At 73.3% G+C, this 10,322-nt stretch carries 12 protein-coding genes and 1 pseudogene; 5 read left to right on the top strand and 8 right to left on the bottom strand.

Translation table 11 applies throughout. From position 1 onward, the window contains the following. Nucleotides 1-104: 104 nt before the first annotated feature. The 4 genes from ACIQM0_RS33590 to ACIQM0_RS33575 form a co-directional block, all read right to left on the bottom strand. Entirely contained in the window at nt 105-464 is a 360-nt protein-coding gene (locus tag ACIQM0_RS33590) for a hypothetical protein (RefSeq protein ID WP_363030148.1), read from the bottom strand. A gap of 86 nt (nt 465-550) precedes the next feature. Then, the gene (locus ACIQM0_RS33585) at nt 551-1,114 is read right to left on the bottom strand and encodes a DinB family protein (protein WP_401294104.1); all 564 of its coding nucleotides are present in this window, start codon (nt 1,112-1,114) and stop codon (nt 551-553) included. Nucleotides 1,115-1,282: 168 nt separating this feature from the next. Then, the gene (locus ACIQM0_RS33580) at nt 1,283-1,912 is read right to left on the bottom strand and encodes an SAM-dependent methyltransferase (protein WP_401294101.1); all 630 of its coding nucleotides are present in this window, start codon (nt 1,910-1,912) and stop codon (nt 1,283-1,285) included. After that, complete coding sequence (locus ACIQM0_RS33575) at nt 1,909-2,946, bottom strand: NAD(P)/FAD-dependent oxidoreductase (RefSeq protein WP_401294116.1); 1,038 nt, start codon at nt 2,944-2,946, stop codon at nt 1,909-1,911. The genes ACIQM0_RS33580 and ACIQM0_RS33575 overlap by 4 nt, the downstream gene beginning before the upstream one ends. A gap of 238 nt (nt 2,947-3,184) precedes the next feature. On the opposite strand from ACIQM0_RS33575, the pseudogene ACIQM0_RS33570 reads away from it, so the two are divergent. Next, nucleotides 3,185-3,790, top strand: a pseudogene (locus ACIQM0_RS33570) (FAD-dependent oxidoreductase); the annotation flags it as partial. A gap of 18 nt (nt 3,791-3,808) precedes the next feature. Here ACIQM0_RS33570 and ACIQM0_RS33565 read toward each other — a convergent pair. Both ACIQM0_RS33565 and ACIQM0_RS33560 read right to left on the bottom strand, forming a co-directional pair. Continuing rightward, nucleotides 3,809-5,062: an MFS transporter gene (locus tag ACIQM0_RS33565; RefSeq protein WP_401294098.1), complete on the bottom strand. Its 1,254-nt coding sequence runs from the start codon at nt 5,060-5,062 to the stop codon at nt 3,809-3,811. 191 nt (nt 5,063-5,253) lie between these two features. Beyond that, on the bottom strand, nt 5,254-5,850 hold the full coding sequence (locus ACIQM0_RS33560; protein ID WP_401294096.1) for a dihydrofolate reductase family protein: 597 nt from the start codon (nt 5,848-5,850) through the stop codon (nt 5,254-5,256). A 194-nt stretch (nt 5,851-6,044) separates the two neighbouring features. On the opposite strand from ACIQM0_RS33560, the gene ACIQM0_RS33555 reads away from it, so the two are divergent. The 3 genes from ACIQM0_RS33555 to ACIQM0_RS33545 are packed head-to-tail and all read left to right on the top strand — an operon-like array spanning nt 6,045 to nt 6,679. Beyond that, a complete protein-coding gene (locus ACIQM0_RS33555; protein ID WP_401294093.1) occupies nt 6,045-6,176 on the top strand; it encodes a hypothetical protein in 132 nt (43 codons plus the stop codon). Nucleotides 6,177-6,236: 60 nt separating this feature from the next. Next, nucleotides 6,237-6,458 carry a S24/S26 family peptidase gene (locus ACIQM0_RS33550; protein ID WP_401294090.1) on the top strand — a complete coding sequence of 74 codons (222 nt, stop codon included), beginning with the start codon at nt 6,237-6,239 and terminating at the stop codon, nt 6,456-6,458. Next, nucleotides 6,425-6,679: a S26 family signal peptidase gene (locus ACIQM0_RS33545; RefSeq protein WP_401294087.1), complete on the top strand. Its 255-nt coding sequence runs from the start codon at nt 6,425-6,427 to the stop codon at nt 6,677-6,679. Before ACIQM0_RS33550 ends, ACIQM0_RS33545 begins: the two co-directional genes overlap by 34 nt. On the opposite strand, the gene eno is transcribed toward ACIQM0_RS33545, so the two are convergent. Next, nucleotides 6,676-7,998 carry a phosphopyruvate hydratase gene (gene eno / locus ACIQM0_RS33540; protein WP_401294084.1) on the bottom strand — a complete coding sequence of 441 codons (1,323 nt, stop codon included), beginning with the start codon at nt 7,996-7,998 and terminating at the stop codon, nt 6,676-6,678. The genes ACIQM0_RS33545 and eno overlap by 4 nt on opposite strands. 158 nt (nt 7,999-8,156) lie before the next feature. On the opposite strand from eno, the gene ACIQM0_RS33535 reads away from it, so the two are divergent. Then, nucleotides 8,157-8,603, top strand: coding sequence for a MarR family winged helix-turn-helix transcriptional regulator (locus ACIQM0_RS33535; protein WP_401294081.1), 447 nt, complete (start codon nt 8,157-8,159; stop codon nt 8,601-8,603). A gap of 144 nt (nt 8,604-8,747) precedes the next feature. Here the strand turns inward: ACIQM0_RS33535 and ACIQM0_RS33530 are convergent, their stop codons facing one another. Beyond that, nucleotides 8,748-10,139: a hypothetical protein gene (locus ACIQM0_RS33530; protein WP_401294078.1), complete on the bottom strand. Its 1,392-nt coding sequence runs from the start codon at nt 10,137-10,139 to the stop codon at nt 8,748-8,750. Between the last annotated feature and the right edge of the window lie 183 nt (nt 10,140-10,322).

The raw sequence follows: 10,322 nt of genomic DNA, 5'->3' as shown, positions 1-10,322 counted from the left end.
CCAGTGGCTGCACACCTACAATCACCACCGCGGACACACCGCACTCAAGGGCCAACCACCCGCCAGCCGTGTCCCCAACCTCACGGGGCAGTACACCTAGGGCTTCAGCACTCGCGGAGGCCGGGCGCCGGGTCCTGGCCGGTCTTCACGGAGACGGCGGGGACGTTGCCCCACTGGCCGTTGTCGAGCTGGGTCCAGTACCAGATGTCGTTCTGGCCCTCGTGGGGGTCGCCGTGGCCCCAGCAGGCGAACCAGTTGAACCCGGTGGTGAGCGTGCCGCGCGTCGCCGAACGGTAGGAGCGGTCCGCGTACCCCTTCGCGCCGACGGCGTTGCCGCAGTACAGCCGGCCGTCGGAGCGGACACCGCACTCGGCGGCATGGGCGGTCGTGGCGGGCACGGAGAGTGCCAGCAGGGCGGTGGCGGCGAGGGTGCCCACCGCGGCGGTCAGACGTCGAGTATTCATGGTCGACTCAACGGCTGAGCCGGAGCGGTGGTCACGGCCACCGCTCCGGCGTTCGGGCGCCGGGGGGCGCGGATCACTCCTCCGGGTCAGCCCATACTCTTGGCGCCGTCCAGCGACTCGCGGATGATGTCGGCGTGCCCGGCGTGCTGAGCGGTCTCCGCGATGACGTGCATCAGTACCCGGCGGGCCGACCAGCGCACGCCGGGCTCGTTCCAGGGAGCCTTCGGCAGCGCGTGGTCGGCATCCAGGTCGGGCAGGGTGGCGAGCAGTTCGTCGGTCCGGCGGGCCACCTCGGCGTAGTCGGCCAGCACACCCGCCAGCGTCTCGCCGGGCAGCATCCGGAATCCGTCGGTCCGCCGGGCGAAGTCGGCCTCGGTCATGGCGGTGAAGTCGGGCATCGCCACGGGCCCGTGCACGATGAAGTCCGCCCAGCTCCGTTCGACCTCGGTGACGTGCTTGATGAGACCGCCCAGGCACAGCTCGCTCGCGGTGGTCCGCTGCCCGGCCTGCTCGTCGGTGAGGTCACGGGTGGTGAAGCTCAGGAAGTGACGCTGCTTGGTCAGTGCCTCCAGCAGGTCGGCGCGCTCGCCGGTGAGGGCCGGGGTGGTGGCCGCCTCACGGGTGTCCGCGTTGTTGACGTTCACGTTCATGATCTCTGCCTTCGGTCGTTCCTGTTCCGCCGGTCGAGGACCACGCTAGAAGCCGTATAGGTCAGGGCCTGACCTCAATGGCCTCGATGACGGTTGGATGTCGCGTGCCGGCCGCCGCCGTGACGGCCGGCACGCGCGCCCTCGCCCCGCGCGCCGGCGGACCCGCCGTCAGCGGCGGCGGACCTTCAGCGCGTTGTCGGTTCGGGTGGTGGGGTTCCCGTCCGGGTCGTTCTGCACGCGCTCGTGCTCCTCGCTGAGCAGCACCTCCCACTCCCCCGCCGGGAATTCGAGGGAGGCGAGCACCTCGTCGGTGGTGGGGAGCTCCATGTCCGCGTGGTCGTGCTCCCACGCGGGGAAGCCCGCGTGCCCGACGATCAGGAGCACTCCGCCGGGTGCGACGGCCGCGGCGGCCCGCCGCAGGATCTCCTCGCGCGGGAGGTCGCCCATCGAGTGCAGGAACGAGGCCGAGACGAGGTCGTACTCCCCCTCGGGGAAGGAGACGCCGAGGTCGTGGAACTGCCAGTCGATCCGGTCGGCGACCCCTGCCTCCGCCGCGTGTTCGGCGGCCCGGCCGAGAGCGACGCGCGAGATGTCCGTGGCGGTGACCTGCCAGCCCCACCGTGCGAGCCAGACCGCGTCGGCCCCTTCCCCGCACCCGAGGTCGAGGGCGCGCCCCGGAGTCAGGCCCTCCACTTCGCGGACGAGCGCGGTGTTGGGGTTCCCGCTCCAGATCCGGTTGCTCTCGCGGTAGCGCTGGTCCCAGAGTTCCGCGTCGGACGGCGCGCTGTCGGTTGTCATCGTGTCTCCTGCAGTCCGTGACGGCGGCTTCCGAGCGTCTGCTCGCAGACCTGGCGCTCGGCCTCCGCCGAGAAGGGTGCGCGGCGGGCCTCGACCGCGCGGCGGGTGTCGTCGCCCACCAGGTCGGCGTTGATGGCGGCGGCCGCCTTCAGCCCCGCCCCGGCGGCGCCGATGACCTGCTCCATCAGGTTGGCGACGTTACCGGCGACCCAGACCCCGGGCACCTCGGTCGCGCCGGACGGATCGGACGCGATGTACGTACCGACGGTGTGGCCGCCCATCTCCAGCGCGGTGGCGGGCAGTCCGAGGCCGTCCAGGACCCCGGACCGCGCGGTGAACCGCGGCTGGACGACCACGGCCTCGCGCGGCACGACCCGCCCGCCGGCCAGCCGCACCCCGGTGAGCCGGTCCCCGCTGGACTCGATGCCGGTCACCTCCCCGTCGACCACGGCGATGCCGCGCGCGGCGAGCTGCTCGTACTCCTCGTCGCCCGGTTCGGGCGTGTGGTGCAGGAAAAGGGTGACGTCGTCGCTCCACTGGCGCCAGAGCAGGGCCTGGTGCACGGCCATCGGGCTCAGGGCCACGATGCCGACGGGCCGGTCCCGCACCTCCCAGCCGTGGCAGTACGGGCAGTGCAGCACACCGGAGCCCCAGTGCTCGGCCAGCCCGGGGATCGGCGGCAGTTCGTCGACGAGCCCGGTGGTGACGAGGAGACGGCGCGCGGTGACGGCGGCTCCGTCCGCCCGTACGACCCGGAACCCGGCCCCGCCCGGCAGCCTCTCGGCGGCCACGGCCTCACCCTCGACGATCTCCGCCCCGTACCCGGAGGCCTCTTCCCGGCCGATGGCCAGCAGCTCGGTGGGCGGGATGCCCTCGCGCCCCAGGTAGTTGTGCGCGTGGGACGCGGGTGCGTTGCGCGGGCTGCCCGCGTCGATCACCAGCACCGAACGCCGGGCCCTGGACAGCGCCAGGGCCCCGCTCAGCCCGGCGGGCCCGCCACCGATCACCACTACGTCGTACGTCTGCGTCGTCATGTCGCTCATGCGAAACACCTCCATCTACGGAGATGGTGCGGGGCGCTCGCGCTTTACGGCAAACATCCTTGCCGAAGCGGCAAAGCCGCCTCGGCCGGGCGCCGCGGCGGAGCCGCGGTGTCGGCCGCCTGTCGGCGGGGTCGGTGCGATGTCGGGGGCATGTCGGCGGGGGCCCGGAGGCTTGCCGCAGATCCTTCCGGGGCCCACCCGGCAGGCATCCGACCGGCAGGGAGCCAGCATGACCGCTCACGTCACGATCATCGGCGCAGGACTCGGCGGCCTCACGCTCGCCGGCGTGCTGCACGTCCACGGCATCACGGCCACCGTCTACGAGGCGGAGGCCTCACCGACGGCTCGTACGCAGGGCGGGATGCTCGACATCCACGACTACAACGGCCAACCGGCCGTGCAGGCAGCCGGTCTGATGGACGAGTTCCGCGGCATCATCCTGGAGGGCCGTCAGGCGATGCGGGCCCTGGACCGGGAGGGGAACGTCCTGCTCGACCAGCCCGACGACGGCACGGGCGGACGCCCCGAGGTGCAGCGCGGCGAGCTGCGGCGGATCCTGCTCGACTCGCTCCCGGACGGAACCGTCCGCTGGGGCCACAAGGTCAGCGGTGTCCGTGGCCTCGGCGGGGACCGCCACGAGGTGACCTTCGCCGACGGCGGCACCGTCGTCACGGACCTGCTGGTCGGCGCGGACGGCGCCTGGTCACGGGTCCGGCCGCTGCTCTCCGACGCCGTGCCCGAGTACACGGGCATGTCGTTCGTCGAGACCTACCTGTTCGACGCCGACACGCGGCACGCCGCTGCCGCGAAGGCGGTCGGCGGCGGGTCGATGTTCGGGTGCCGCACCCCGGCCTCAGACACGATCGACGGCTCCCTCGGCGCCGACCGGCTTCGGCCCGGGGGCGCGCTCGCCGCGCGGCAGCAGCAGCGGGGTCGCCAGCAGGAGGACTCCCGCGACGGCGATCGCGATGCGGGGGCCGGTGGCGGCGGCCAGCAGACCCCACAGGGCGGTCATGGCCGCGATGGCGGCGCTGCTGCTGATCGACCAGGCGGACAGGGTGCGGGCGACCCGGTCGGCAGGGGTGTGGTCGAGCCGGTAGGTGGCCAGCAGCGGGTTGAAGAGGCCGCAGCAGGTCACCAGGCCGAGTTGGGCGACGATGACGAGCACCATGCCCGGGACACCGGGCCGGACGAAGGCCAGCCCGATGGGCCAGACCGCACGCAGCACCCCGGACGTGAGCAGCATCCGGTGCCGGCCGAACCGCGCCGCGAGCGGGTGCGCGAGGCGTGAGCCGACGAGGCCGCCGATGCAGGGGGCCGCGAACACGAGACCGTACTGCCAGGGTGTGAACCCGAGGGGGCCCAGCAGGAGTACGGCGAGCAGTGGCCCGGAGGCCATGATCAGGCCGTTGACCACGATCGAGTTGACGAGCAGCGGGCGCAGGGTGCGGTGCCTCAGGAGGTGGCGCCAGCCGTCGAGCAGATCGCCCGCGCGCAGCCGCGGCGCGCCCGTTCGCGAGGGGCCCGGTTCCGTGCCGCCGATGGCGCGGATGCCCAGCGCGGAGAGCAGATAGCTGACCGCGTCGGCGATCACGGTCGTCACCGGCCCGAACAGCCCGATCGCGGCCCCGCCGAGCGGCGGTCCGATCATGGTCGAGGTCCAGGTGGTGGATTCGAAGCGGCCGTTCGCGACGAGCAGGTCCCGCGGCGGGACGAGCGCCTTCAGATACGCGCCGCTCGCCGCCTTGAAGGCGATGTCGGCCGCGGCGACGACGACGGAGACGAGGAGGAGCTGGGCGAAGCCGAGCCGGCCGAGCGCGAACGTCGCGGGGACGCTCATCAGCGCCACGAACCGGATCAGGTCCATCGACACCATGACGGGCCGCTTGTGCCGGAACTCCACCCAGGGGCCGAGCGGCACCGCGAGCAGGGCCCCCACCGCCCGCCCGGCGGCGGCCAGCGCCGCCACCTGGGTCGGCCCGCTGTGCAGGACGAGCACCGCGATCAGCGGGAGCGCACCGAACCCGAGCCCGGTGCCGTACGAGCTGACGGCGTACGCCGCCCACAGCCACCCGAACCTCCGGCCCAGGGACCGTCTGCCCGCCATGCCCCGCACCCCGTACGCCTCTCGCCGGCCTCGACCACTGCACAGCGGCCACCGGCATCAAAGCGAGTGGGGGCGGCGAGAGCAAACAACCGGCCGGCCGCCGTGCACCACCGCGGGTTGTGCACGGCGTCGATGCCGCCCGCGCCCTTGACGCACACCGGCCCGGCCCGACGTCGGCTGAGGAGCCCTCGCTATCCCTTCGCCGCCGGCCGGTAGGTGCACACCTGAACGCCCGCAGCGCTGGTGACGGCCGAGACCAGTTCGAGCGTGCGCAGTCCGCCGTCCGTAGGAAAGATCGACTTTCCGCCGCCCAGCAGCACCGGCATGATCACGAGCCGGAGCTCGTCGACCAGGCCCTCGCCCAGCAGGCCGCGCACGAGCGTGGGGCTTCCCATGACCAGCAGGTCGCCGTCGCCCTTCTCCCGCAGCTCCTGGATACGGGCGGTGAACTCCTCGCCGGGGACGCGCTCGGTGTTGTTCCACGTCAGGTCGTCGTCGCCCAGGGTGCCGGTGACGACGTACTTCGGGAGGGCGTTCATCCGGTCGGCGAACGGGTCGCCCGCGCGCTCGGGCCATGCCGCGGCCATCGTCTGCCAGGTGCGGCGGCCGAACAGCAGGGCCCCGGCCCCGTCCACCGACTCGCTGAAGGAGGCGCCCACCACTTCCGCGTCGAAGAACGGGTGCGACCAGCCGCCGTGCGCGAAGCCGCCGTCCCGGTCCTCCTCGGCACCGCCCGGCGCCTGCACGACACCGTCCAGGCTGATGAACTCACTGATGACCACGCGCATATCACTCGCTCCTCGGAACATCGGGTCAGGCGTACGGCAACAGAGACTGCCACGCCGTCCGAAACTCATCGCTGTTCTTCCGGCCCGTCGGCGACCGCGCGTCGGGCGCGTTCGATGAGAGGTGCCGCCCGTTCACATTGCGCCACCGTGCCGACCGCCGGCCGGGTGTCGAGCAGGGCAGGCACGACGAACTCATGGCACTGGGCAAGGAGTACGCGGGCCTGTTCACCCTCCAGGCCGACGGATACCGGATGGACGTCCTGGCCGGGATGCAGGGTGGTGTGCCGGGTGAGGCACCGGATGCCGTGCCGGCCGCCCGTGGATAGGGCCGGGAGAGACGGGAGAACAAGGGGAGCGGGGAGAGTGCCGTGCTGACGGTGGTGTAGGTGGTGGCCGCGGCCGCCGTGGTGCTTCTCGTGCTGCTGCGCCTCTCGGTGTCGGTGCTGCTGGTCTCCGGGCCGAGCATGACTCCGGCGCTGCGGCACGGGCAGCGGGTGCTGTTCGTCCGGCACGGGCTCCTGCGGCCGAGGGCCGGCCGGATCCTCGTGGTGTCCCCGCCGCCCGCACCGGACCGGTGGGCTCCGGCACGGGCGCGGCGCTGCTGGTGAAGCGGGTGGTGGCGCTCGCCGGCGACCCCGTACCGCCGGAGGTCCGCGAGGCGGCGGGCGCCCTCGTGCCGGCGGGGCAGCTCGTCGCCCTCGGGAACAACCCCGCCTTCAGCACCGACTCACGGTTCTGGGGGACGCCGCCCGCCCGGAGCGTGGTCGGTGTCGTCCTGGAACGCGGCGGGCGGGCCGGGGGCGAAGGCCTCCCCCGGCGGGCGGTCTAGGCGGATCGCCCCGCGGTGCTGTCCACGCCGCCGAGGCGCGGGTGGCCGTACACCGCGGACTCCCCCAGCTCCTCCTCGATCCGGATCAGCTGGTTGTACTTGGCCGTGCGGTCCGAACGGGACAGGGACCCGGTCTTGATCTGCCCGCACCCCGTGGCGACGGCCAGATCCGCGATGGTCGTGTCCTCCGTCTCGCCGGAGCGGTGGGAGATGACCACCGCCCATCCGGCCCGCTGCGCGGCGGCCACCGTCCCGAGCGCCTCGGTCAGCGTCCCGATCTGGTTGACCTTGACCAGGACCGCGTTGCCCACGCCCGTACGGATGCCTTCCCGTACCAGTGCCTCATCGGTGCAGAACACGTCGTCCCCGGTCAGCTGGCACCTGTTCCCGACCCGGGCCGTCAGCTCGCGCCAGCCGTCGAGGTCGTCCTCGGCCATCGGGTCCTCCACCGAGACGATCGGGTAGGCGTCGATCAGCTGGGCGAGGTAGTCGACCTGTTCGGCGGACGTACGCCGGACGCCCTCTCCGGTGTACGCGTACACACCGTCCCGGTAGAACTCCGACGACGCCGGGTCCATGACGAGGCCGATGTCCGCACCGGGCCGGTATCCGGCCCGCTCGACGGCAGCCATGACGAAGTCGAGCGCCTCCTCTGCCGTGCGCAGCGCGGGCGCGAAGCCGCCCTCGTCGCCGACGCCGGTGGAGTGCCCCGCGGCCAGCAGGTCGCGGCGGAGCGTGTGGAAGACCTCCGAGCCCATCCGCACGGCCTCCGCGAAGGACTCCGCGCCCACCGGCGAGATCATGAACTCCTGGAAGTCCAGCGGGTTGTCGGCGTGGGCGCCGCCGTTGACGATGTTCATCATCGGCACCGGGAGCACCCCTGCACCGGCCCCGCCGAGGTAGCGGTACAGCGGCTGCCGGTGCGAGACGGCGGCGGCCTTCGCGGTGGCGAGGGAGACCCCGAGCAGGGCGTTGGCGCCGAGGCGCGCCTTGGCGGGGGTGCCGTCGAGGGCGACGAGCGCGGCATCGAGGCCGGCCTGGTCGTCGGCGTCCCGTCCGGTGACGGCGTCCGCGATCTCGCCCCGCACATGGGCCACGGCCCGGTCGACGCCCTTGCCGTGCCAACGCCGGGGGTCACCGTCGCGCAGTTCCACCGCCTCGCGGGCGCCGGTGGAGGCGCCGGAGGGGACGGCGGCGCGGCCCAGGGATCCGTCGGCGAGGACGACGTCGACCTCGACGGTGGGGTTGCCGCGGCTGTCGAGGACGGCGCGGGCGGTGACGGTGCGGACGGCGGTCGACTCAACTGTGTTTGCGGGCATGGGAGTTCCTTCCCTTTGTCGCCTGCCGGGCCCTGGCTGCGACGACGCTGGCGCTCGGCCCGACATGACGAAACTGTACAGCATTGCTGTTCAGTCATGCTGTTCAGTTCCGCTGTGCAGTTATGCCGCGCGACGGCGTTTCCGGGTTAAAGTGCCCTGTGCCCACCCCGGAAGCCGCCACCGTCGCCGCCGAACTGCGTACCGCCATGGGCAAGCTCAGCCGACGCGTGAAGAGCGAGGACCGGATCCCGGTCGGGCAGGTCGCCGTGCTCGGCGTCCTGGACCGCGACGGCGCCATGACCACCAGCGATCTCGCGACCGATCAGCGCGTACGCCCGCAGTCGATGGCCCGCGCGGTCGGCCTCCTCCTCGAACAGGGCCTGGTCACCCGCAGGGCCCACCCCACGGACGGCCGCAAGACCCTGCTCGAACTGTCGGACTCCGGCCGGGCCGCACTGGAAGCGGAGCGTGGCCGCAGGGCCGGCTGGCTGGCCCTGGCCATCGAAGCGGAACTCACGGACGAAGAGCAGGAGTTGCTCGCGCAGAGCGCGGCCCTGATGGAACGGCTGGCCGCGCGCCAGGGCCTGTTCCCACACCCCGCCTGACCCACGGCTGACGGCGCCGCGTTCACCGCACGCCCTGGACCCCGGCGCCCAGGAACCCGCGGCCCTTAGTGCCTGTATGGGGTTGTCCCGCGGCGTCACGGGGCTGGGCACGCACGCTCGCAGCGTGACAACCCCATACAGGCCCTAGAACCCGCCGCCCCCGAAGTCCCCGCCGCCGCCGAACCCGCCACCACCGCCGTCACCGAACCCGCCGCCTCCGAAGCCCGAGGAGTCGAAGTCGGAGCCGGAGAAGTCGCCACCGCCGAAGTCGCCGCCCGCGCCGAAGTCCCCGCCGCCGTACTCCGCCGCGTACGCCGGGGTGGAGAGCATCGAGCCGAGCATGGTGCCGACCAGCAGGCCGGGGAGCAGGCCGCCGCCGAAGTAACCGCCCGCCCAGGGGCCGTAGGCCGGGCCCGCCTCCCAGTACGGGCGGCGGCTGCCGTCGCCCATGTCGACGGTGCGGCTCATCGGGTCCTGGCCGTCGCGCAGCCGGACCGCGTCGGCGCCGCAGACCGGGACCTCGCGTGCCGTACCGCCCGACGGGGTCCAGCGGACGTCGGCCACCGACGGCCCGTGGCGCGGGTCGAAGAAGCAGGGCGGGCGGCGCGCGGGCAGTTCGCGGCCGGTGCGCCGGGCCTCCAGGACGGCGAGCGAGAAGCGCCCGTCCTCCAGTGCCTGGGTCACCCCGCGCACGTCGGAGGGGTGCCGGGCGTGCTCCATACGCGATTTCGCGCTCTCGTAGGAGTCGAGGGCGCGTTCGTAGTCCGCGCGCATCGAGTCGTCGGCGCCCGCCTCTCCGGGATGGAAATCGAGCCGGTCCAGTGTCTCCCCGTACTCCGTGATGTCCTCGTCCACGACGACCCGCAGCTTGTCGAGCGCGGCCTGCTCCTCGGTCTCCTTGCGCCTGCGGTTGCGGCGCACGATCGTGTAGGCCCCCGCACCGCCGACGACCACCACCGCACCGAGCGCGATCAGCCCGGCGGCGGAAGAGCCCTGGCCGGACGGGGAGCCGCCCCAGGAGTCGGGGGCGTGGCCGCGGGCCTGCTCGACGGCCCGGTCGACGAAGGCGTTCAGCTGGGTCGCGGCGCCGGGGCCTGAGCCCGGGGCCTTCACGGCGGCGGTGAGGTTGCGCACCGCCCGCTCCGGCATCACCTCCGGGTCGGCGCCCGCGTTGAAGCCGTCGCCCAGGCGTATCGCGTAGAGACCGGTGATCCCGGTGTCGGCGCGCAGCGTACGGAGCACGCTCGACGCGGGGAAGGACGCGTTCTGCGGCAGCACGGCCACGAACACCGGCTTGTCGGCGTCCTTGATCTTCTTCGTCAGAGCGGCGGCCTGGCTCCGTGAGAGCTGCCCGGACGCGGCCGGATCGACGTACACCGGGCTCTTGCGGAGCGCCTGCGCCACGTCATTGACCGTGGAGGCGCTCGTCGCCGCAGGCGCGGCGGGCGCCAGGACCAGGGCGGCCGCCGACAGGATCAGCAGCAGCCCCGCCAGGAGCGCCGGGAGCAGGCGGGCCGGGAACGCTCGGTTCCTCATACCTCGAACGTAACCCAGCCCGCCGACACGTGCGCCCCGGGAGGGAGCAGGAACGGGGTGGGGGGGGGGGGGCCGGGGGGGGGGGGGGGGGGGGCCCCCCCCCCCCCGGGGCCCCCCGACCCGCTGCCCGGTGGTCTCGGTCCGTGCCTCGGGGACGACTGCCCTTCGGCCTGGCAGGACCCG

Source organism: Streptomyces sp. NPDC091387 (assembly GCF_044756945.1).
Lineage (GTDB): Bacteria > Actinomycetota > Actinomycetes > Streptomycetales > Streptomycetaceae > Streptomyces.
The sequence above is the reverse complement of the archived record's forward strand: the minus strand, read 5'-3'. Positions and strand labels throughout refer to the sequence as shown.